This window comes from Pantoea sp. SGAir0175 (assembly GCF_043547855.1).
On the sequence record NZ_CP028081.1, the window covers coordinates 2,860,987 to 2,882,017 of the forward strand.

General features: G+C 60.1%; 19 protein-coding genes and 3 tRNA genes. 11 read left to right on the forward strand and 11 right to left on the reverse strand.

Going from position 1 to position 21,031, the window contains the following annotated elements; translation table 11 throughout:
* Positions 1-64 precede the first annotated feature (64 nt).
* From modC to C1N56_RS13360, 4 genes are all read right to left on the reverse strand, one after another.
* Positions 65-1,123: a molybdenum ABC transporter ATP-binding protein ModC gene (gene modC / locus C1N56_RS13345; protein WP_021508508.1), complete on the reverse strand. Its 1,059-nt coding sequence runs from the start codon at positions 1,121-1,123 to the stop codon at positions 65-67.
* Positions 1,123-1,815: a molybdate ABC transporter permease subunit gene (gene modB, locus C1N56_RS13350; protein WP_021508509.1), complete on the reverse strand. Its 693-nt coding sequence runs from the start codon at positions 1,813-1,815 to the stop codon at positions 1,123-1,125. The genes modC and modB overlap by 1 nt, the downstream gene beginning before the upstream one ends.
* Complete coding sequence (modA, locus tag C1N56_RS13355; protein ID WP_150058429.1) at positions 1,812-2,585, reverse strand: molybdate ABC transporter substrate-binding protein; 774 nt, start codon at positions 2,583-2,585, stop codon at positions 1,812-1,814. Before modA ends, modB begins: the two co-directional genes overlap by 4 nt.
* 127 nt (positions 2,586-2,712) lie before the next feature.
* Positions 2,713-2,871 carry an AcrZ family multidrug efflux pump-associated protein gene (locus C1N56_RS13360; protein ID WP_021508511.1) on the reverse strand — a complete coding sequence of 53 codons (159 nt, stop codon included), beginning with the start codon at positions 2,869-2,871 and terminating at the stop codon, positions 2,713-2,715.
* A gap of 117 nt (positions 2,872-2,988) precedes the next feature.
* On the opposite strand from C1N56_RS13360, the gene modE reads away from it, so the two are divergent.
* The 6 genes from modE to gpmA all read left to right on the forward strand — a co-directional run bounded on the left by modE (position 2,989) and on the right by gpmA (position 9,708).
* Positions 2,989-3,771 carry a molybdenum-dependent transcriptional regulator gene (modE, locus tag C1N56_RS13365; protein ID WP_394516753.1) on the forward strand — a complete coding sequence of 261 codons (783 nt, stop codon included), beginning with the start codon at positions 2,989-2,991 and terminating at the stop codon, positions 3,769-3,771.
* A 76-nt stretch (positions 3,772-3,847) separates the two neighbouring features.
* Complete coding sequence (modF, locus tag C1N56_RS13370) at positions 3,848-5,320, forward strand: molybdate ABC transporter ATP-binding protein ModF (RefSeq protein WP_031279876.1); 1,473 nt, start codon at positions 3,848-3,850, stop codon at positions 5,318-5,320.
* 262 nt (positions 5,321-5,582) lie between these two features.
* Complete coding sequence (gene galT, locus C1N56_RS13375) at positions 5,583-6,626, forward strand: galactose-1-phosphate uridylyltransferase (RefSeq protein WP_021508514.1); 1,044 nt, start codon at positions 5,583-5,585, stop codon at positions 6,624-6,626.
* A complete protein-coding gene (gene galK, locus C1N56_RS13380; RefSeq protein ID WP_058775295.1) occupies positions 6,627-7,775 on the forward strand; it encodes a galactokinase in 1,149 nt (382 codons plus the stop codon). It begins immediately after the preceding gene.
* The gene (gene galM / locus C1N56_RS13385) at positions 7,769-8,803 is read left to right on the forward strand and encodes a galactose-1-epimerase (protein WP_058757860.1); all 1,035 of its coding nucleotides are present in this window, start codon (positions 7,769-7,771) and stop codon (positions 8,801-8,803) included. Before galK ends, galM begins: the two co-directional genes overlap by 7 nt.
* A gap of 152 nt (positions 8,804-8,955) precedes the next feature.
* Complete coding sequence (gene gpmA / locus C1N56_RS13390) at positions 8,956-9,708, forward strand: 2,3-diphosphoglycerate-dependent phosphoglycerate mutase (protein ID WP_010616013.1); 753 nt, start codon at positions 8,956-8,958, stop codon at positions 9,706-9,708.
* 62 nt (positions 9,709-9,770) lie between these two features.
* On the opposite strand, the gene aroG is transcribed toward gpmA, so the two are convergent.
* Complete coding sequence (aroG, locus tag C1N56_RS13395) at positions 9,771-10,823, reverse strand: 3-deoxy-7-phosphoheptulonate synthase AroG (protein ID WP_021508517.1); 1,053 nt, start codon at positions 10,821-10,823, stop codon at positions 9,771-9,773.
* 297 nt (positions 10,824-11,120) lie between these two features.
* Here aroG and C1N56_RS13400 point away from each other — a divergent pair, with 297 nt between their 5' ends.
* The 4 genes from C1N56_RS13400 (at position 11,121) to zitB (ending at position 16,158) form a co-directional block, all read left to right on the forward strand.
* The gene (locus tag C1N56_RS13400; protein WP_088516301.1) at positions 11,121-11,477 is read left to right on the forward strand and encodes a YbgS-like family protein; all 357 of its coding nucleotides are present in this window, start codon (positions 11,121-11,123) and stop codon (positions 11,475-11,477) included.
* Between the two features lie 103 nt (positions 11,478-11,580).
* Positions 11,581-12,165, forward strand: coding sequence for a response regulator (locus tag C1N56_RS13405; RefSeq protein ID WP_394516754.1), 585 nt, complete (start codon positions 11,581-11,583; stop codon positions 12,163-12,165).
* Positions 12,147-15,227 (forward strand): ATP-binding protein, encoded by a 3,081-nt coding sequence (locus C1N56_RS13410; RefSeq protein ID WP_394516755.1) that lies wholly within the window; start codon positions 12,147-12,149, stop codon positions 15,225-15,227. Before C1N56_RS13405 ends, C1N56_RS13410 begins: the two co-directional genes overlap by 19 nt.
* Complete coding sequence (zitB, locus tag C1N56_RS13415; RefSeq protein ID WP_394516756.1) at positions 15,202-16,158, forward strand: CDF family zinc transporter ZitB; 957 nt, start codon at positions 15,202-15,204, stop codon at positions 16,156-16,158. The genes C1N56_RS13410 and zitB overlap by 26 nt, the downstream gene beginning before the upstream one ends.
* On the opposite strand, the gene pnuC is transcribed toward zitB, so the two are convergent.
* The 3 genes from pnuC to C1N56_RS13430 form a co-directional block, all read right to left on the reverse strand.
* Positions 16,155-16,874: a nicotinamide riboside transporter PnuC gene (gene pnuC / locus C1N56_RS13420; RefSeq protein WP_021508522.1), complete on the reverse strand. Its 720-nt coding sequence runs from the start codon at positions 16,872-16,874 to the stop codon at positions 16,155-16,157. The genes zitB and pnuC overlap by 4 nt on opposite strands.
* Positions 16,875-16,899: 25 nt before the next feature.
* The gene (gene nadA / locus C1N56_RS13425) at positions 16,900-17,961 is read right to left on the reverse strand and encodes a quinolinate synthase NadA (RefSeq protein WP_394516757.1); all 1,062 of its coding nucleotides are present in this window, start codon (positions 17,959-17,961) and stop codon (positions 16,900-16,902) included.
* Positions 17,962-18,087: 126 nt separating this feature from the next.
* Positions 18,088-18,603 carry a methylated-DNA--[protein]-cysteine S-methyltransferase gene (locus tag C1N56_RS13430; protein WP_021508524.1) on the reverse strand — a complete coding sequence of 172 codons (516 nt, stop codon included), beginning with the start codon at positions 18,601-18,603 and terminating at the stop codon, positions 18,088-18,090.
* Positions 18,604-18,761: 158 nt separating this feature from the next.
* Between C1N56_RS13430 and C1N56_RS13435 the strand changes: the two genes are divergently transcribed.
* On the forward strand, positions 18,762-20,222 hold the full coding sequence (locus C1N56_RS13435) for an AlkA N-terminal domain-containing protein (RefSeq protein WP_394517476.1): 1,461 nt from the start codon (positions 18,762-18,764) through the stop codon (positions 20,220-20,222).
* Positions 20,223-20,708: 486 nt separating this feature from the next.
* Here C1N56_RS13435 and C1N56_RS13440 read toward each other — a convergent pair.
* From C1N56_RS13440 to C1N56_RS13450, 3 genes are all read right to left on the reverse strand, one after another.
* Positions 20,709-20,784, reverse strand: a tRNA-Lys gene (locus C1N56_RS13440).
* Between the two features lie 32 nt (positions 20,785-20,816).
* Positions 20,817-20,892 (reverse strand) — tRNA-Lys (locus C1N56_RS13445).
* Between the two features lie 50 nt (positions 20,893-20,942).
* Positions 20,943-21,018, reverse strand: a tRNA-Lys gene (locus tag C1N56_RS13450).
* Positions 21,019-21,031 lie beyond the last annotated feature (13 nt).

The window sequence follows — 21,031 nt, forward strand, 5'->3', positions numbered from 1 at the left end:
AAAAAAGCGCGAAAAAACGCGCTGATCCGCAGACCGGACGTACCGCGCTGTCGTCCGGTTTGTGTTACGCGGTAATCGACACGCTCTTGATCTGCGCATACAGCCACTGATCGGGCCGGATATTCAGCTCGTCGCGCGCCCACGGTGAAATGCGCGCCCACAGCTCGCTGACGCCGATGCGTAGCTTCACTTCGACCTGGTCGTCCAGCTCCAGCAGCTCCACCACCTGCGCCGGTAAAATATTGCGGATCGAGGTATTTTGCGGCGGCTGCAGCGCCAGCGACACGTCCGCCGAGGCGATACGGATGCGCAGTACGCTTTTCACCGGCTGATTCACCCGGCTGACCCAGATGTGCTGATCGCCAAGCGACAGCGCGGTCATCGGGTAATCCGGATGCTGCTCCAGCACCTGCACGCGCAGTACGCTGCTGCGCTCGGCCGCCGGCAGCCAGGGCCGCATCGCGCTGCTGCCCCACACTTTTTCCAGCGCGCCGAAGGCTTTGACGTTACCGTTATCCAGCACCAGTACCTGATTCGCCAGCTGGACAATCTCCTCCAGGCTGTGGCTCACGTACAGCAGCGGAATCTCCACCTGCTTCGCCAGCTTCTGCAAATAGGGCATCAGCTCGCGCTTGCGTGGCAGATCGAGCGACGCCAGCGGTTCGTCCATCAGCAGGATATCCGGCGCGCTCAGCAGCGCCCGGCCCATCGCCACGCGCTGCTTTTCGCCACCCGACAGCGAGGCCGGATAGCGATCCAGCAGCGCGTCCAGTCCCAGCAGCGTCACCAGCGCCCCGAACTGCGCTTTCATTTTGGGCGCCATGCCATACTGCAGATTGCCGCGCACGCGATAATGGGGAAACAGGCGCGCATCCTGAAACACGTAGCCGATGCGGCGTTTTTCCGGCGGCAGATTGATGCCGCTGTCGCGGTCAAACAACAGACGATCGTTAAGCGCAATCTGGCCGCTCTGCGGCTGCGTCAGGCCGCTGATAGCATTGATTAATGAGGTTTTTCCTGCCCCGGACACGCCAAAGATCGCGGTGATGCCGCTGGCCGGAATTTCCACATCGACGTTGAGCTGATGCTCACCGAGCTGTTGCGCAATGTTGATTTTCAGCATCAGGCCGCTCCCAGCCGCTTGCGGCCCCAGCGCGCCAGCAGCTCTGAGGCCACCAGCGACAGCAGCGCCAGCGCAATCGCCACCGCGCACAGCCGCGCCGCAGTGCCTTCCGCGCCGGGCGTTTCAATCAGGGTAAACATGGCTGACGGGATGGTGCGGGTTTCGCCGGGAATGTTGGAGACAAAAGTAATGGTGGCACCAAACTCGCCGAGCGAGCGGGCAAACGCCAGCACGGTGCCCACGATGATGCCCGGAAAAGTCAGCGGCAGCGTGATGGTGAAAAACACCCGCCAGCGGCCCGCGCCTAAGGTCCGCGCCGCCTGCTCCAGCCGGCTGTCTACCGCTTCCAGTGCCAGACGAATGGCGCGCACCATCAGCGGAAACGCCATCACCGCGGAGGCCAGCACCGCACCGCGCCAGCTGAAGGCGAAGGTGATACCGAACCAGTCATATAGCCAGCTGCCAATCAGACCGCGCCGTCCCAGCGTCAGCAGCAGCAAATAGCCCACCACCACCGGCGGCAGCACCAGCGGCAGGTGAATCAGGCTATCGAGCAGGGTTTTGCCGGGAAAGCGACAGCGCGCCAGAATCCAGGCCATCAGGATGCCAAACGGCAGGCTGCACAGCACCGCCACGCAGGAAACTTTCAGGCTGAGGAACACGGCCTGCCATTCGGGATCGCTCAGTATCATCTCTTCGGCGTAAATCCATACTGTTTAAACACGGCAGCGGCATCCGGCCCCTGCAGATAGTCATAGAAGGCCTGCACCGCTGCGTTCTGGTGATCGCTGACCACCGCCATCGGGTACTCTACGGGTTTGTGACTCGCTTCGGGGAAGCGTCCGACCACCTGCACCTTATCACTGGCTACCGCGTCGGAACCGTACACGATGCCATACGGCGTTTCGCGGCGTTCCACCAGCGCCAGCGCGGCACGCACGTTGTTAGCCGGTGCGAGCCGTGAAGCCAGCGTGTCCCACGCGCCCAGCTTTTGCAGCGCTTCTTTGGCATAAATACCTGCCGGCACGTGATCCGGATCGCCCACCGCCAGGCGCTCGCCCTTAAGCAGGTTCTGCCATTGGGTCTGCGCATTGATGGTCACCGGCTGCGCGTTAGCGCTTTTTGCCGCCACCAGCACCAGATCATTGCCCAGCAGCGTGTGACGCGTACTGCCGATCACGCTGTTTTTCGCCACCGCATCGTCCATCCACTGCTGATCGGCAGAGATAAACAGATCCGCCGGGGCGCCCTGCTCGATTTGCCGCGCCAGCGTCGACGAGGAAGCGAATGAGGATACCACTTCAACGCCGCTTTTTTGCTGATATTGCGTGGCAATCTGCTGCATCGCATTGGTCAGCGAGGCCGCAGCGAACACAGTAATTTTCTCCGCCGCCAGCGCCTGACCCGACAGCGACACGGTGACCACGGCCGCGGCCGCCCAGTGATAAAGCGTATTTTGCATAGAGAACTCCAGGTTACGTTATATAGTTGATAATACAACGCGAGCCTGAAAGCTGTCATGAGCTTTATATCGGCAAAAACGGCGGGAAGTTAAGGGCAAAACGCCCGCAGCGTGCGGGCGTTAAAAATCAGTGGTGTGAGCTATTGGCGGGACGGTCGTCGCGGCGGCCAAATTTAGAGATGACGTTAAAGACTTCACCCAGGCCGTAAATCAGACCCAGCATAATCGCCATCACGATGGGCACCATGATGATGGCGACCGCCAGGCTTTTTAACAGTTCCAGCATGGAAACCTCGCGCAAAGAGTAAAAAAGTGATTGTAACGGCTGGAGAAAAAAAGGCACTGCCCTTTTCGTGCTTTTACTTTAGGCCTTACAATTGGCGCATTCACCTAAGGAGCTGACATGCAGGCAGAACTCTCTCTTCACATCCGTCTTCAGCAGAAACTGTTTGCCGATCCGCGCCGTATCGAACTGCTCAGGCGCGTGCAGGAAACCGGCTCCATCAGCCAGGGCGCCAGACTGGCGGGCATCAGCTATAAAAGCGCCTGGGACGCCATCAATGAGATGAATCAGCTGGCGGATCAGACGCTGGTCGAACGCGCGACCGGCGGCAAAGGCGGCGGTGGTGCGCGGCTGACGCGCTACGGCGAGCGATTGATTCAACTGTTTCAATTGATGGAGCAGATCCAGCAAAAAGCCTTTGACGTGCTGCAAAACGACAGCCTGCCGCTCGACAGCCTGCTGGCGGCGATCGCCCGCTTTTCCCTGCAAACCAGCGCGCGCAACCAGCTATTTGGCACGGTGCAGGCGCGCGATCGTCAGCAGGTGCAGCAGCATGTTGAGATACTGCTGAACGACGGCGTGACGCGGCTGCAGGTGGCCCTGACCGAACGCAGCGCGGAGCGGCTGCAGCTCGACAGCGGTAAAGAGGTGCTGGTGCTGATCAAAGCGCCGTGGATCCGCCTGACACCTGACGCCGCCGAGGGCGATAATCAGCTGCCGGGCGTTGTCCACACCATCGAACCCGGCGAGACGCAGAGTGAAGTGCTGATTGCGCTGACGGGCGGTGAAATGTTGTGCGCCACCGTCCCCAGCCAGGCACTTCGCCAGCATAATCTGCAGCCCGGCAGCGCCGTGACCGCCTGTTTTAATGCAGAACACGCCATCATCGCCACACTGCTCTGATCTGGCCGCCATGATTTGACTTCATTTCGCTGGCTCGCTACAACTGAGCGACTTGATGCAGAAAACGGAACAAATCATGGCCTCATTGCAAATTTCGCAAGGCATATTTCACCTGAGCGATAGCCGTACCCTGACCCTGCCGGACTTGACCCTGCACAGCGGCGAAAGCTGGGCCTTTGTCGGTGCCAACGGCAGCGGTAAATCTTCGCTGGCGCGCGCGCTGTCCGGCGAGCTGACGGCGGCAAAGGGCGAACTGCGGCAGGATTTTCAGCGCCGCACCCGTCTGTCGCTGGAGCAGCTACAACAGCTGGTGACGCAGGAGTGGGAGCGCAACAACACCGATCTGCTGAGTGAAGGCGAAGATGACACCGGCCGCACCGCGCTGGAGATCATTCAGGATGAAGTAAAGGATGAGGCGCGGGCGCAGGTGCTGGCCCAGCAGTTTGGCATCAGCGCTTTACTGACTCGCCGCTTCAAATACCTTTCTACCGGCGAAACGCGCAAAACGCTGCTGTGTCAGGCGCTGATGGCGCAGCCGGATTTGCTGATCCTCGACGAACCTTTTGATGGTCTGGATGTGGCATCGCGCGCCAGTCTTGCCGATACGCTGCATCAGCTGCATCGCGACGGCTACACCGTGGTGCTGGTGCTGAACCGCTTTGACGATATACCGGATTTTGTCCAGCAGGTCGGCGTGCTGGCGGAGTGCACGCTGACGCACGTGGGCGCGCGCCAGGCGATTCTCGCCGAAGCGCTGGTGGCGCAGCTGGCGCACAGCGAACGCCTGCAGGGCATGGCGCTGCCGGAGCCGGACCAGCCGGATCAGCTGCCGCAGCTGGCGGCAGATGCGCCGCGCGTTATTCTGCGCAACGGCGTGGTGTCGTATAACGATCACGCGGTGATCGACGGCCTGAACTGGCAGGTCAATCCCGGCGAGCACTGGCAGATCATCGGCCCCAACGGCGCGGGTAAATCGACCCTGCTCAGCCTGGTCACCGGCGATCATCCGCAGGGCTACAGCAATGATTTAACGTTGTTTGGTATTCGCCGCGGCAGCGGTGAAACCATCTGGGACATCAAGCAGCATATCGGTTACGTCAGCAGCAGCCTGCATCTGGATTACCGCGTCAGCTGTAACGTGCGTACGGTGATCCTCTCAGGCTTTTTTGATTCGATCGGTCTGTATCAGGCGGTATCGGATCGGCAGAAAGCGCTGGCGCGCCAGTGGCTGGCGCTGCTCGGCATGGACAATGCGCTGGCCGATGCGCCGTTTCATAGCCTGTCGTGGGGCCAGCAGCGGCTGGTGCTGATTGCGCGCGCGCTGGTGAAGCACCCGACGCTGTTAATCCTGGATGAGCCACTGCAGGGGCTCGATCCCATTAACCGCCAGCTGGTGCGCCGCTTTGTTGATGTGCTGATCGGCGAAGGCCGTACTCAGCTGATGTTTGTGTCCCACCACGCCGAAGACGCGCCGCAGTGCATCACCCACCGCCTGAGTTTTGTAAAACAGGGCGCGGGCTATGCTTATCAGCAGGAGGCGTTGCGTTAGTTTTCATTGATGAGCGGGTCGCCATCCATGGCGGCCCGGCAGCAACAGTACGCACCTGAAAGATTTCTTCCCCTAAAAATGTAACCGCTACCACTAGCCTGCCGCATTATTCAGCAAACGCTGCGCATAAACCCACAAAATGAGAATCGTCACCTTGTGTAAACGATACCATTTATCCAGACTGGATCACGCTTTCAGCGCCACCGTTATGCTACGTTGAAGGCAGTGATTTTCTTCTGTTTGCCGATTACCAGGACTTGTTATGCAAAAATTTAACCCGGTCGATCATCCGCATCGCCGCTATAACCCGTTGATCGATCAATGGGTGCTGGTGTCACCGCATCGCGCCAAACGTCCGTGGCAGGGTGCGCAGGAGACGCCGGCGCTGGAGCAACTGCCCGCACACGATCCGGACTGCTTCCTGTGCGCCGGTAACACCCGTATCACCGGCGACAAAAATCCCGATTACAAAAGCACTTACGTATTCACCAATGACTTTGCCGCGCTGATGACCGATACGCCGGACGCGCCGCAGAGCGATGATGTGCTGATGCGCTGTGAAGGCGCGCGCGGTACCAGCCGGGTGATCTGCTTCTCACCGGATCACAGCAAAACCCTGCCCGAACTGCCGTTGCACAACTTGCAGGACATCGTGCGTACCTGGCAGGAGCAGACCGCTGAACTCGGTCAGCACTATCCGTGGGTGCAGGTGTTCGAAAACAAAGGCGCAGCCATGGGCTGCTCGAATCCGCATCCGCACGGTCAGGTGTGGGCCAACAGTTTTCTGCCGAATGAAGCGCAAAAAGAGGATGACAACCAGCGCCGCTACTTTGCTGATAAAGGTACGCCGCTGCTGGTGGATTACGTAACGCGCGAGTTGCAGGACGGCAGCCGTACCGTGGTTGAAACCGATCACTGGCTGGCGGTAGTGCCGTGGTGGGCGGCCTGGCCGTTTGAAACTCTGCTGCTGCCGAAAACGCACGTGAAACGCATTACCGATCTCAGCGAGGCGCAGCGCACCGATCTGGCGCTGGCGCTCAAGCAGCTCACCAGCCGTTACGACAATCTGTTCCAGTGCTCGTTCCCCTATTCGATGGGCTGGCACGGCGCGCCGTTCAACGGCGAAGCTAACGATCACTGGCAGCTGCACGCGCACTTCTATCCCCCGCTGCTGCGCTCCGCGACGGTACGAAAATTTATGGTTGGCTACGAGATGCTGGCCGAGACCCAACGTGATTTAACGGCGGAACAGGCAGCAGAACGTCTGCGCTCTGTCAGCGCTATCCATTTCCGCGAGGAACAATAAATGTCTTTAAAATCGATCACTCAACAGGTTTTCGCTGACACCTTCGGCTACGCGCCGAGCCACAGCATTCAGGCACCGGGCCGGGTGAACCTGATCGGCGAGCATACCGATTACAACGACGGCTTCGTGCTGCCCTGCGCTATCGATTATCAGACCGTGATTGCCTGCGCCCGCCGCGACGATCGCCAGGTGCGCGTGGTGGCGGTGGATTACGACAATCAGCAGGATAGCTTCTCGCTGGATGCGCCGATTGAGCCGCTCAGCGAACCGATGTGGGCCAATTACGTGCGCGGCGTGGTGAAACATCTGCAGCAGCGCGACGCCAGCTTTGGCGGCGTGGATATGGTGATCAGCGGCAATGTGCCGCAGGGTGCCGGTCTCAGCTCGTCCGCCTCTCTGGAGGTGGCGGTGGGCACCGTGTTCCAGCAGCTGTATCAGCTGAAGCTCGACGGCGCAGCGATTGCCGTTAACGGGCAGGAAGCGGAGAACCAGTTTGTTGGCTGCAACTGCGGCATCATGGATCAGCTGATTTCAGCGCTCGGCCAGCAGGATCACGCCATGCTGCTGGACTGCCGCACGCTGGGCACGCGCGCCGTATCCATGCCGGAGGATGTCGCGGTGGTGATCATCAACTCGAACTTCCGCCGTAATCTGGTGGGCAGCGAATACAATACCCGCCGCGAGCAGTGCGAAACCGGTGCGCGCTTCTTTAACAAAAAGGCGCTGCGCGACGTGACGCTGGAGGAGTTTGCGGCGGCAGAACAGCAGCTCGATCCGCTGGTGGCCAAACGCGTGCGTCACGTGATCACCGAAAATGCCCGGACGCTGGAAGCGGCGGACGCGCTGAGCAGCGGCGATCTGCAACGCATGGGTGAGCTGATGGCCGCCTCGCACGCCTCAATGCGCGACGATTTTGAGATTACCGTCGCGCCCATCGACCAGCTGGTGGAGATCGTCAAAGCGGAGATCGGCCCGCGCGGCGGCGTGCGTATGACCGGCGGCGGCTTCGGTGGCTGTATTGTCGCCCTGATGCCAACCGATCTGGTCGATCAGGTGAAAGCGGCGGTGGCGCAGCAGTACGAAGCGCAGACCGGCATTAAAGAGACCTTTTACGTGTGCAAAGCCTCAGCAGGAGCCGGCCAATGGTAAGCGACGTCAACTCTCATGCGCCGGACGGCCAGCCGTGGCGCATCACCGTGCTGCGCAACCGCAACGGCATGGTCGCCACCTTTATGGACTGGGGCGCCACCTGGCTGTCGGCGCGCGTGCCGATGCAGGACGGCAGCGTGCGCGAAGCGCTGCTCGGCTGCGCCACGCCGTCCGACTATCTGCATCAGGATGCTTATCTCGGTGCCACCATCGGGCGTTACGCGAACCGCATCGCCTTCGCTGAGCTAAAGCCACTTAACCGGCTGCTGGCGGCCAATCAGGGTCCGCACCAGCTGCACGGCGGGCCGCAGGGTTTCGACAAGCGCCGCTGGCAGATCCTCAGCCAGAGCGACAGCGAAGTGCACTATCGTCTTGATTCGCCGGACGGCGACCAGGGCTACCCCGGCAATCTGATTGCCGATGTAATTTATCAGCTCGATGACGATAACTGCCTGTCGATTCGCTATGAAGCTCAGACCGATCAGGCCTGTCCGGTCAACCTGACCAACCATGCTTACTTCAACCTTGATGCGCATCATGGCGACGCGCGCCAGCATCGCTTACAACTGCAGGCCGATCGTTATCTGCCGGTGGACAGCGCAGGCATTCCCAATGCGCCGCTGAAAGCGGTAGACGGTACCAGCTTTGATTTCCGCCAGCCGAAACGCGTGGCGGATGAGTTCCTGGCCGACGACGATCAGCGCGCGGTGAAAGGTTACGATCACGCGTTTCTGCTCACCACCGCCGGTGACAGCAGCCAGCCTGCTGCGCAGCTGTGGTCAGCGGACGACAAACTTAGCGTGAGCGTGTTCACCGCCGCGCCGGCGCTGCAGTTCTACTCCGGCAACTATCTGGAGGGAACGCGCGCCCGTGAACAGGGCAGCTATACTGCTTTCCAGGGCATCGCTCTGGAGAGTGAGTTTTTACCGGATTCGCCCAACCATAGCGAGTGGCCGCAGCCTGATTGCTGGCTGCAGCCCGGCGACACATGGCACTCCGTGACGCGTTATCGCTTCACCCCGCACTAAGCGCCGGTTGAAAAACGCGCACTGCGGTGCCGACAGGCTTACGCCGTGCGCTGTTTTCCGCTATGGTATGGCGCTATCAGTGTGCCGCTGAAATCAGCGGCCGCAGCCGGTTTCTATCATCATCGAAACATTAAGCATTAAGGAGTAAAGCTATGGCCGTAACTAAGCTGGTTCTGGTGCGCCACGGCGAAAGCCAGTGGAATCAGGAAAACCGCTTCACCGGATGGTACGACGTGGATCTGTCCGACAAGGGTCGCACCGAAGCCAAAGCAGCCGGTCAGCTGCTGAAAAAAGAAGGTTTCGTGTTTGATTTTGCCTACACCTCAGTGCTGAAGCGTGCCATCCACACTCTGTGGAACGTGCTGGATGAGCTGGATCAGGCCTGGCTGCCGGTCGAGAAAACCTGGCGTCTGAACGAGCGTCACTACGGTGCGCTGCAGGGTCTGGACAAAGCGGAAACCGCCGCCAAATACGGCGACGATCAGGTGAAACAGTGGCGCCGCGGCTTCGCCGTTACGCCGCCAGAGCTGGATCGTAACGACGAGCGTTTCCCGGGCCACGACCCGCGCTACAAATCCCTGACCGACGCGCAGCTGCCGACCACCGAAAGCCTGGCACTGACCATCGATCGCGTGATCCCATTCTGGAACGAAAGCATTCTGCCGCGCATCAAGAGCGGTGAGAAAGTGATCGTTGCCGCGCACGGTAACTCACTGCGCGCGCTGGTGAAATACCTCGATAACATGAGCGAAGATGAGATCCTCGAACTGAACATCCCAACCGGCGTACCGCTGGTGTATGAGTTCGACGAGAACTTCAAGCCAATCAAACATTACTATCTGGGTGATGCCGACGAGATCGCAGCGAAAGCCGCCGCCGTTGCTAACCAGGGTAAAGCGAAGTAAGTTCACGCTGAAACGCAAAAGGCCAGACGCGAGTCTGGCCTTTTTTATGCCGTGCGCTGCCGTTAGCCGCGACGGGTTTTGATCGCCTGCGCCAGCTGACGCAGCGCTTTTTCCGTGTCGTCCCAGCCAATACAGGCGTCGGTGACGCTCTGGCCGTACACCAGCGGTTTGCCGCTGTCGAGGCTCTGGTTGCCTTCCACCAGGTGGCTCTCAATCATCACGCCGGTAATCGCCTGCTCGCCGCCGGCAATCTGCTGCGCCACGTCTGCGGCCACCACCATCTGACGCTGGAACTGCTTGCTGCTGTTGGCGTGGCTGAAATCGATCATCACCTGTGGGCGCAGGCCCGCTTTTTCCAGCCCGGTTTTCACCGCCGCAACGTGTTCCGCACTGTAGTTCGGCTCTTTGCCGCCGCGCAGAATGATGTGGCAATCTTCATTGCCGCTGGTTTCGACAATCGCCGAATGACCATATTTGGTGACCGACAGGAAGCAGTGCGGCGCGCTGGCAGCACCGATGGCATCGATCGCCACTTTAATGGTGCCGTCAGTGCCATTTTTGAAGCCGACCGGACAGGAGAGCCCGGAGGAGAGCTCGCGGTGCACCTGCGATTCGGTAGTACGCGCACCAATCGCGCCCCAGCTCATCAAATCCGCCATGTATTGCGGCGTGATCATGTCGAGGAACTCACCGGCAGCCGGCAGTCCGGTGTCGTTGATATCCACCAGCAGCTTACGCGCCAGGCGCAGGCCGTCGTTAATCTGGAAGCTACCGTCCATGTAAGGATCGTTGATCAGCCCTTTCCAGCCCACCGTGGTACGCGGTTTTTCAAAGTACACGCGCATCACCACTTCCAGCTCACCCTTCAGCTCCTCGCGCAACGTCAGCAGGCGAGCGGCATACTCTTTGGCAGCCTGCGTATCGTGGATGGAGCATGGCCCAATCACAACCAGCAGGCGGTCATCTTCACCGTGCAGAATGCGGTGAATGGCCTGGCGGGCCTGGGCAACGGTTTGAGCAGCGTTATCGGTGGCGGGGAATTTTTCCAGCAGCGCAACAGGGGGCAGTAACTCTTTGATCTCTCTGATACGTAAATCGTCGTTCTGGTAATCCATACTTATTCCATTCAAATTTCTGGCCCTGCGTACGCCGGGCGCAACCCGTCCAATGTATCCCTTCAGGCACCAGGTGTAAATTATGTCCTGTGCGCCAATGGCTCGCTCAGATTTGCATTTATTCGTTTATGAACTAAGCTTTTTAAACGTAAGCACTGAGGAATGAGGTGCTTTCGCTATTTATATTCATGCCGAACACTCATGACGGAATTAAATTCCGTCGCGGCACGCTTTTTTCGTCAAACAGCACCAGCGGGTGTCACGCGGCAACTATCCATTTATTACAGGAGCATAATGATGAATAAGTTTGCATTGATTTTTCTGACGGCAGCGATGACTTTGGGCAGCGGCGCAGCACTGGCTGCGGATAACAACAACGGCCAGGCGAATGCGTCAGCAGAAGCCGGCGCAGCCGCAGGCGGCGCGAAAGAGAATCTGCCGCCAAATAATGTCGACAATAGCAACATTAATAATGGCAGCATGAACACCAACGGTGCCGCGACTTCCGGTACCAGCTCCGGCAATATGTCGGCCAGCCAGGAACACAAAAATACCATGTGTAAAGATGGTCGCTGCCCAGATATGAACAAGAAAGTTGAAACCAAGGAAGGCGGTGGTCACGTTAAACACAAAACTGACGGCACCACGCAGTAATCCTCGCGGAGCGTGATGCAGGGCGAGCTTCGGCTCGCCCTGTTGTTTTTCCCCTGCCCTATTTCCGCTATGCTAACGCTATGAAATTCACAGGAACTGTTTCATGGCCGCGCTGCTGCTTATCGATGATCACCCTTTAGTTGAAGTCGCGCTGGAAGCGGCCTGCCTCAACGCCCCTATTCCATTACAGCTCTACGCCGCCGGTGACGAAGCCCAGACGCGCCAGCTACTGCAACAGCATCATATTGACCTGATTGTGCTGGATATCGGCCTGCCGGATAGCGATGGTCTGGAGCTGTTGCGCCGTCTGCGTGCGCGCCATCCGCAGTGTCCGGTGCTGATCTACTCGGCCCAGCAGAGCCGCCACACGCTGCTCAGCGCCGCCTCGCTCGGGGCGGCCGGCTATGTGGTGAAGAGTCAAAGCATGGCGCAGTTGCTGAGCGCGATTCTGGCGGTGCTGGGCGGCCAGCAGGCGTTTCCGCCGCTGCCGGAGCGCATTGCGCTACCGCTCACCGAGAAAGAGCAGCAGATTGTGGCGCTGCTGGTGCGCGGGCTGTCGAATATTCAGATTGGCGAACAGCTGCACATCAGCAACAAAACCGTCAGTACCCACAAGAAAAACATCCTCGAGAAGACCGGCGTGCAGTCGGTGGTCGAGCTGGCAGAACTGTGGAAAGCGCAGCAGTGAAACGCTGGCTGCTGCTGTTCGCGCTGTTTTTCAGTCTGCTGGCGCGCGCCGGATTGCAGCCCGCCAGCAGCGTAATGCTGCCCGCCATGATGCCCGCACCGCACGCCGAGCCGTGGCCGGGATCGGTGCTGCGCGTGGCGGTGCCGGCGCAAAACAGCGCGCCCTGGGCGATGCGCATCGGCGATCGCATCTGGGGCATTGATGCCGACTATCTCAGCGCCCTCAGCCAGCTGAGCGGCAGCACATTCAGCCTGCACGGTTACCCTGACTTTGCCGCCCAGCTGGCGGCGCTGCAGCGTGGCGACGTGGATATGGTGCTGAGCACCCGCCAGCGCGATCTGCCCGCCGACGTACTGACCAGCGAGAGCTGGTTCACCAGCCCGATGCGCATCTACCGCAATCGCGACAATCAGCGCGCGGTGATGTTCAACAGTGATAACGCTCAGCTGACCATCGCCGCCGACACGCTGGCGCAGCTGCCGCAAACCTTTGCACATCGCCACCGCTGGCAGACGCTGCCCGGCAATTTACAGGCGCTGTATGCGCTGCTGAACCAGCAAAGTGACTATCTGGTGGCCGATGAAGCCAGCGCCGGTTTCCTGCTCAGCCAGCTGCAGCAGGGACAGATTTATCAAATCACCGCCGATCCCGGTGCCGGCGAGCTGTCGCTGCGCGCACTGACGCGCGATCCGGCGCTGATTGCCTGGCTCAACCGCCAGCTGCGTTTGCTGCCAGCGGAGTTCAGCAACCGCGTGCAGCAGCGCTGGAGTCCACCGCTGCTGCGCTATCAGGATACGCAGACCCTGATGCTGACGGGCGAAGAGAAACAGTGGCTGGCGCAGCAGGATGCCATTCCTTATGCCGCCGAGAGCGATAACGCGCCGTGGAGCTATCGCGATGCCAGCGGCAACGCGCGCGGCTTCGGGATTGACCTGCTTAACGCGCTGAGCCAGAGCACCGGTCTGCGTTTCACGCCGCGCTGGGTCAATAATCCGCAGCAGGCCGCCAGTCTGTTGCAGCAGCAGCAGGTGATGCTCAACCTGTTACAGCCGCTGTACGGGGACGATGCTAACCGCACCGCGCTGCCGGTGTGGCGCGCCATCTGGGGCATTTACACGCTGTCCGACAGGCAGCCGATGGACTGGTCCGCGCTGCACGCTCAGCGCGTCGGCGTGCTGCGTGGCGATCTGGCGCAGCGTCTGCTTCCGGCTGAGATCGCGCCCCAGCTGTTCGACGATCGCGCCCAGCTGTGGCAGGCCCTCAACACTGGCCAGATTGATGCAGTGGTGGATAACGTGCTGTCGGCGCGCTGGCGCATGGCCAGCCATGAGGGCAACCGCGTGCATCTCGCGTTTGTGGCCAGCGATATCGCCTGGCCGCTGGCGCCGCAGGTGAGCGCACAGCAGCCACAGCTGAGCGCCCTGCTCGACCATGCGCTGCAGCAGATTCCGGCGGATACGCTGAACCAGATGCGCGTCAGCTGGTCGCAGCCGCCGCAGCCCGGCACCACCATGACGATGCGCAATGTGCCGCTGCTGATTTTGATTGCGGCCGCCGTGATCATCCTGTTGTTGCTGGTATTGCTGCTGCGCCGTTATCTGCAGCAGCGGCGTGAGCGGTTACAGCGCGAGCAGGCGGAGCGTGCCAACGCCGCTAAAAGCCAGTTTCTCGCCACCGCCAGCCACGAGCTGCGCACGCCGATGCAGGCGATTCTGGGTCTGCTGGAGCTGGAGCAGCAGCAGCATCCGAGCGCGCGGCTCGATCTGATGCACAGCAGCGCACGGTCGCTGATGACGCTGCTGAACGACCTGCAGGATCATGCGCGCATCGAGAATCACAGCTTCCGCCTGACGCCGCGCCCGCTCGATCTCAGGTTGTGGCTACAGCAGCAACAGCAGTTTTACCACCCGCTGATGCGCGATGGCGGGCCACAGCTGCACGTAGCGGCGCTGACCCCGCTGCCGGCCAGCGTGATGCTCGACAGCGATCGCCTGCAGCAGGTGGTGAACAATCTGGTGGCCAATGCGCTGAAATTTACCCGCCACGGCGAAATCCGCCTGACGCTGGCGGTCACCGGGGATATCGCGCTGACGGTGAGCGACAGCGGCAGCGGCATTCCGCTCAGCGAGCAGGCGCAGCTGTTTGAACCGTGGTATCAGGCGCCGTCGGGCAAGCGCCATGCGGTGCAGGGCAGCGGCCTCGGGCTGTTTATCTGTCGCGAGATTGTACAGCGCATGGGCGGCACGCTGTCGCTGCACTCCGCACCGCAGCAGGGCACCACGGTAAGCGTGCGCCTGCCGCTGGAACCCTGTGCGGCGACGGCGGCGGATGACGCCACGCACTGGCCGCACTATCCGCAGCTACGCGTGGCGATTGTCGACGATCACCCGACCAATCTGCTGGTGATGCAGCAGCAGCTGGCGAGCTTTGGCATTACTGCGGCGGTGTTTGAGGATGGTCGCGAACTGCTGCGGGCCGATGCGCAGCAGCCGTTTGATGTGCTGTTTATTGACCAGATGATGCCGCGCCCGGATGGCCTGACGCTGCTGCGCATCCTGCGCCGCCGTCAGCGCCAGCGCGAGCAGCCTGCGCTGCGCATACTGTGCTCTGCCGACGTACAGCTGCTGAAACTGCCGCTGCAGGCGCACGAAGCGCAGCTGGTCAAGCCGGTGACTCTGCGGGATATTGCCCCGCTGCTGGCGCAGGCGGTGCGCGATCCGTTGCAGGTGTTGCCGGACAGCCTGCAGATTCTGGCGCAGCACAATCCGGCTTTCATCCCGCGTATTTGCCACACCCTGCAGCGTACGCTGCAGCAGGATCGTGATGCGCTGCTGCAGGCCAGCGCGGCCGCAGACTGGCCCCAGCTGGCGCGCGCGGCGCACCGCCTGAAAGGCAGCTGGCTGATGCTCGGCATTGACGACGTAGCCGCCCGCTGCCAGCAGCTGGCCGACGCGGCAAAACAGCATCAGCCTGACCGTGATAATCTCAATTTACTGATATCATTAACGAACAGGCTACTTAACCAACTGGAACGTTATGGCACACACTCATTCTCACAGTGAGCACGGCGGCAACCGCACGCGTCTCGCCGCCGCGTTTGGCGTCACCGCGCTGTTTATGGTTGCCGAGGTCATCGGCGGACTGGTGTCCGGATCGCTGGCGCTGCTGGCCGATGCCGGACATATGCTCACCGACGCTGCCGCGCTGCTGATGGCGCTGCTGGCCGTGCAGTTCGCCCGGCGCAAACCGAATGCGCGTCACACCTTTGGCTTGCTGCGTCTTACCACGCTGGCAGCGTTTGTGAACGCCATCGCGCTGCTGGTGATTACCGTCCTGATCATATGGGAAGCGCTGCGCCGTTTTTATCAGCCTGAGCCGATCGAAGGCGGCCTGATGCTCGGCATCGCCATTGCCGGCCTGCTGGCGAATCTGCTGTCGTTCTGGCTGCTGCACCGCGGCAGCGAAGAGAAGAATCTCAACGTGCGTGCCGCCGCGCTGCACGTGCTGGGCGACCTGCTGGGTTCGGTGGGCGCAATCGTGGCAGCGGTGATCATCATGCTGACCGGCTGGACGCCGATCGATCCGATTCTGTCGCTGCTGGTGGCGCTGCTGGTGGTGCGCAGCGGCTGGGCGCTGCTGCGCGAAAGCCTGCACGAGCTGCTGGAAGGCGCACCGACGCATATCGACGTGGATAAGCTGGCGCGGGCGCTGACGCGTCACATTGATGAAGTGCGCAATGTGCATCATGTGCATGTGTGGCAGGTGGGCGAAAAGCCGGTACTGACGCTGCACGTGCAGGTGATTCCGCCGTACGATCACGACGGCCTGCTGCGACGTATTCATCAGTATCTGCACCAGCATTATCAGATCGCCCATGCCACGGTGCAGATGGAGTATCAGCCCTGCGTCGGCCCGGACTGCGAGTTATGCGAGGAGAGCGGCATGCAGCACGAGCACGCAGCGCTGGAAGGCCACGCGCATCACCACTACTAATGGGACAGCGCGCGCGAACCCTGTTCCCGTGCGCTCTGCATCCACAGGCGCGTGCCGTTCAGCGCGATCAGCGTCAGGATGGCGTACTCCAGCGCCATGGCATACACGCCCTGACGCGCAAAGATCATCACGCTGATAACGTTGATCACCACCCACAGCAGCCAGTTCTCGACGTATTTGCGCGTCATCAGGATCATCGCCACAATCGACAGCACCATCATGCAGGAATCCCAGAACGGGAAGGCATCCGGCTGCAGCTGCGGCATCACCACGTTAAGACCGAGCGACTGCATCAGGCCCACCGCGGTGCGCGTGAGGAAAGCGAATACCGGGTCGATATAGCGCGTCATCAGCGCAATGGCGATCACGCAGGCGGCGCCCCAGCCGATGGCTTTCGGCAGCGGCAGCCAGCGGATTTTCAGCGCCGCTTCATGGCTGCTGGTCTGCCGGCTCCACGCGTACCAGCCGTACACATTGGCAACAAAGAAGAACAGCTGCAGCAGCAGGCTGGCATACAGCTGAATCTGAAAGAAAATCACCGCAAACAGCGTGACGTTAATCAGCCCAAACAGATAGTTGATAATTTTTTCCTGGCTGGCGAGCCAGATACACAGCAGGCCGGCCAGCGTACCGATCGCCTCAATCCATGACAGATCGTAGCCGCCGACGCCAATCGGAATGTGAACCAGGATATTGTGTGTGCTAAAGAAGTCCATCATCTGCACCTGTATGAAAACCGCCTCAGGCGTTCCCTTTCAGCGTAAGTTTGAGTTGTGCTGCAAAGTCTAGCATGCGGTTGAGCGGCAGCAACGCTGCCTTGCGCAGTGCCGCATCGACGTGAATTTCATGCTGCTCGCCGCCGTGTGCCAGTCCTTCAGCGATAGCCTGCAGGCCATTCATCGCCATCCACGGGCAGTGCGCGCAGCTGCGGCAGGTCGCCCCTTCGCCTGCGGTAGGCGCTTCCAGTAACTCTTTATCCGGTACCGCCTGCTGCATTTTGTAAAAGATGCCGCGATCGGTCGCCACAATCATCTGCGGATGCGGCAGCGTTTTGGCGGCCTGAATCAACTGGCTGGTGGAACCGACCGCATCGGCCAGTTCGACAATCGCCTGCGGTGACTCCGGATGCACCAGCACCGCCGCGTCAGGATAGAGCGCTTTCATGCGCTGCAGCGCCTGGGTTTTAAACTCATCATGCACGATGCAGGCCCCCTGCCAGCACAGCACATCAGCGCCGGTTTGCTGCGTGACGTAGCGGCCCAGGTGGCGGTCCGGTGCCCAGATGATTTTCTCACCGCGACTGTCGAGGTGTTCAATCAGCTCAACCGCAATGCTGGACGTCACCACCCAATCGGCGCGTGCTTTTACCGCCGCCGACGTGTTGGCATACACCACCACAGTCCGATCCGGATGCGCATCGCAGAAGCGGTTAAATTCGTCAATCGGGCAACCAAGGTCAAGCGAGCACTCCGCCTGCAGCGTGGGCATCAGCACGGTTTTTTCCGGGCTAAGGATTTTGGCGGTTTCGCCCATGAAACGGACGCCGGCCACCAGCAGCGTTTGCGCCGGATGCTGGCTGCCAAAGCGCGCCATCTCGAGAGAATCCGCCACGCAGCCGCCGGTCTCTTCGGCCAGCGCCTGGATTTCCGGATCGGTGTAGTAATGCGCCACCATCACCGCATCGCGTGCTTTGAGCAGACGTTTAATTTCTTCGATGTAACCGGCTTTTTCCTGCGGGCTGAGGCGCGCCGGTTTCGGCGGGAAGGGATAAATGGCGCTTTCAGCATCTAACATTGCACTCATGACACGGCTCTCGTTTTATCGATTTAACAAAATCGCCCATCAGGACGATGATGCGGCATTAAATCCGCCATCGTGTTTTATATGCTAAACACAATAGCGGATTACACCGAGCCTGTCGTGTGATTTTTATGCGGGAAGTACCAGCTGCGCGCCGGCCTGCGCCTGTTGTGGGCTTTCCAGCTCAAGCAGAAACGCTTTTACCGCCAGGCCGCCAGCAAAGCCGGTGAGCTTACCGTTGCTGCCGATAACCCGATGACAGGGCGCCATGATCGACAATGGATTTTTACCGTTGGCAGCCCCGACGGCACGTACCGCTTTCGGGTTGCCGATCTGCTCCGCGATTTGCAGATAGCTGCGGGTTTCACCAAACGGAATGGTGAGCAGCGCCTGCCAGACCTTTTTCTGAAACGCAGTGCCAACGGTGTCGTACGGCATGTCAAACTGCTGGCGCTCGCCAGCAAAGTACTGACGCAGCTGCCGTTCGGCCTCACAAAGAATCGGATGCTGGTCGTTGCGCGCGATCGGTTTCAGCGGCACGCGCTGCGCACCTTCGTTTTCCCATAAAATGGCTGACAGACCGCGATCCGTGGCAATGAGCGTCAGTTCTCCGACGGGCGTGGTAATGATTTTAGCGTGATACATGTTGCACCTCCGGCATGGGCTATGCGGATGATTATCGCACTTTTGCGCGGCGAAACTGGCTGTTTTCGGCCATGAGCATAAACTGGTTAGCTGTCCGAAAGCAGCCAGTTTTCCATCCGCACCTGGGCGACGATGGTGTTTATTTGCCGGAGACGATGATGTTTGATCCTGAAATTGCCTATCAGGCGCTGACGGCGCGCGACAGCCGTTTCGACGGGGTGTTTTTTGTCGGCGTGACCTCCACCGGTATTTACTGCCGTCCGATCTGTCCGGTGAAAGCGCCGATGCAGAAGAACTGCCTGTTTTTCACCAGTGCCGAAGCAGCTGAAAAGGCGCACTTTCGCCCCTGCCTGCGCTGTCGTCCCGAGCTGGCACCTGGTTCGGCACCGGTCGATAGCCATCATCGCATCGCCGACCGGCTGATTCGCCGTATCGAAGAAGGCTTACTGGAAGAACAGGAGACACTGGCTGAGATCGCCAGCGAGTTTGACCTGAGTGAACGCCAGCTAAGACGGGTGATTCAGCAGGAGCTGGGCGTGTCGCCGCTTGAATTGCGGCAAACCCGGCGCATGCTGCTGGCGAAGCAGCTACTGACTGAAACCGCATTGCCGGTGACCGAAATTGCCTATGCCAGCGGTTTTCGCAGTCTGCGCCGTTTTAACGACGTGTTTCAGGCTCGCTATCGCATGACGCCATCGCGTCTGCGTAAGCAGATTCAGACGGAAACCCTGAATGGTGAGCAGGAGAGCGCCGAACTGCGCCTCAGCTACCGGCCTCCTTGTGACTGGGACGCCATCCTCGATTTCCTGCAACAGCGCGTGATGAAGCAAGTCGAGTGGGTCAGCGAGGGCGTTTATCATCGTACTGTGGCGCTCGGTCAGTGTCGTGGCTGGGTGCGCATTAGCCATTTGCCGGAAAAGCAGGCGCTGAAGGTGCAATTTACTACCACGCTGACGCCGGTGCTGCCTGCCCTGCTGCGCCGCTTGCGCGATCTGTTTGATCTGGATGCCCAGCCACAGCGCATCAGCGAGCAGCTCAGCCAGGATCCGCTATTAGCTGCGAGTCTGGCACGCTATCCAGGTTTGCGCGTTCCTGGTGCCTTTGACGGCTTCGAGCTGGCGGTCCGCGCCATCCTCGGCCAGCAGGTGACGGTGAAAGCCGCGACGACGCTGAGCAGTCGCGTGGCGGAGCGTTTTGGCGCGCCCCTCACCACACCGTGGCCTGCGCTCTCCCGCTTACCGCCAGAGGCCGAATCACTGGCTGCTGCCACCCTGGATGATATCGCCAGCCTCGGCATTGTGAGCGCCCGCGCGCAGGCGATCCAGGCACTGGCCGGGGCCTGCGCCTCAGGAGCGCTGCGCTTCAATGGCGCGGTTAATCCGGACGTGGTGCAGCAGCAGTTGCTGGCGCTGAAGGGTGTCGGGCCATGGACAGCGAGTTATATCGCCATGCGCGCCCTGCGCTGGCCGGATGCCTTCCCGAAAGAGGACATTGCGATCCGCAATAATCTCGGCGGCGTGAGCGCAAAGGTCGCAGAGCAGATGTCGCAGGTGTGGCGCCCATGGCGCAGTTACGCGGTGCAGCATATCTGGAAGAGCCTGACGCCGGAAAAGCGGTAGTGAGATTTGGCATGATGTGGTTGCCAGAATAACTGTAATAGTGCTTTCAGCCAAAAGGTACGGAGCGGTTGCGTAAAGTCGCCGTAAATACATCCCTGTAGGCTCTGCCGGCGGTTTACTCGCCTCATCCCTGAGGCTCGCCCACTTTGTGGGCCAACGCTACGCGTTGTTCAAAAATGCTCCCGGCATTTTTGTCCATGCGCCGGAAGCTTTACTCCACCGCTCCGTACCCTTCGGCTTCATATTAACTCTCTGCGCCTTGCTGAAAGCGCTGCAAAACTAAAGCAGCTGAAATGCCTGACAGCCAGAAAAGGCAGGTGCGGAGGAGCGAAGCGTCCGAGCCATGGATGGCGAGGCCGATCCACAGGGATGTGAGGTTCCTTTGCGATCCGCCCCGCCTTATCTGGCCTGAGTACGATCTCAAAGCAACATACCGAACTTCGTAAAAAAGCAAAAAGGCGCCTTTAGGGCGCCTTTCTACATAACTGGTGGGTCGTGCAGGATTCGAACCTGCGACCAATTGATTAAAAGTCAACTGCTCTACCAACTGAGCTAACGACCCGCTCGGGAAGTGGCTTACAACTTTCGACTTGATGGTGGGTCGTGCAGGATTCGAACCTGCGACCAATTGATTAAAAGTCAACTGCTCTACCAACTGAGCTAACGACCCATCAAGGTTGTGAAGCAAACTGAAGTGACATCAAAACTGAATGCTTGAGATGGTGGGTCGTGCAGGATTCGAACCTGCGACCAATTGATTAAAAGTCAACTGCTCTACCAACTGAGCTAACGACCCATCTTCAGTGCTG

Bases quoted from the DNA above. Each gene is read 5' to 3' on its own strand.
- modB (WP_021508509.1), bottom strand. From the start codon at position 1,815: ATGATACTGAGCGATCCCGAATGGCAGGCCGTGTTCCTCAGCCTGAAA.
- modE (WP_394516753.1), top strand. From the start codon at position 2,989: ATGCAGGCAGAACTCTCTCTTCACATCCGTCTTCAGCAGAAACTGTTT.
- aroG (WP_021508517.1), bottom strand. From the start codon at position 10,823: ATGGATTACCAGAACGACGATTTACGTATCAGAGAGATCAAAGAGTTA.
- C1N56_RS13360 (WP_021508511.1), bottom strand. From the start codon at position 2,871: ATGCTGGAACTGTTAAAAAGCCTGGCGGTCGCCATCATCATGGTGCCC.
- galM (WP_058757860.1), top strand. From the start codon at position 7,769: ATGGTAAGCGACGTCAACTCTCATGCGCCGGACGGCCAGCCGTGGCGC.
- pnuC (WP_021508522.1), bottom strand. From the start codon at position 16,874: ATGGACTTCTTTAGCACACACAATATCCTGGTTCACATTCCGATTGGC.
- C1N56_RS13405 (WP_394516754.1), top strand. From the start codon at position 11,581: ATGGCCGCGCTGCTGCTTATCGATGATCACCCTTTAGTTGAAGTCGCG.
- modF (WP_031279876.1), top strand. From the start codon at position 3,848: ATGGCCTCATTGCAAATTTCGCAAGGCATATTTCACCTGAGCGATAGC.
- C1N56_RS13435 (WP_394517476.1), top strand. From the start codon at position 18,762: ATGTTTGATCCTGAAATTGCCTATCAGGCGCTGACGGCGCGCGACAGC.
- gpmA (WP_010616013.1), top strand. From the start codon at position 8,956: ATGGCCGTAACTAAGCTGGTTCTGGTGCGCCACGGCGAAAGCCAGTGG.
- zitB (WP_394516756.1), top strand. From the start codon at position 15,202: ATGGCACACACTCATTCTCACAGTGAGCACGGCGGCAACCGCACGCGT.
- C1N56_RS13400 (WP_088516301.1), top strand. From the start codon at position 11,121: ATGAATAAGTTTGCATTGATTTTTCTGACGGCAGCGATGACTTTGGGC.
- modA (WP_150058429.1), bottom strand. From the start codon at position 2,585: ATGCAAAATACGCTTTATCACTGGGCGGCCGCGGCCGTGGTCACCGTG.
- nadA (WP_394516757.1), bottom strand. From the start codon at position 17,961: ATGAGTGCAATGTTAGATGCTGAAAGCGCCATTTATCCCTTCCCGCCG.
- C1N56_RS13430 (WP_021508524.1), bottom strand. From the start codon at position 18,603: ATGTATCACGCTAAAATCATTACCACGCCCGTCGGAGAACTGACGCTC.
- galT (WP_021508514.1), top strand. From the start codon at position 5,583: ATGCAAAAATTTAACCCGGTCGATCATCCGCATCGCCGCTATAACCCG.
- galK (WP_058775295.1), top strand. From the start codon at position 6,627: ATGTCTTTAAAATCGATCACTCAACAGGTTTTCGCTGACACCTTCGGC.
- modC (WP_021508508.1), bottom strand. From the start codon at position 1,123: ATGCTGAAAATCAACATTGCGCAACAGCTCGGTGAGCATCAGCTCAAC.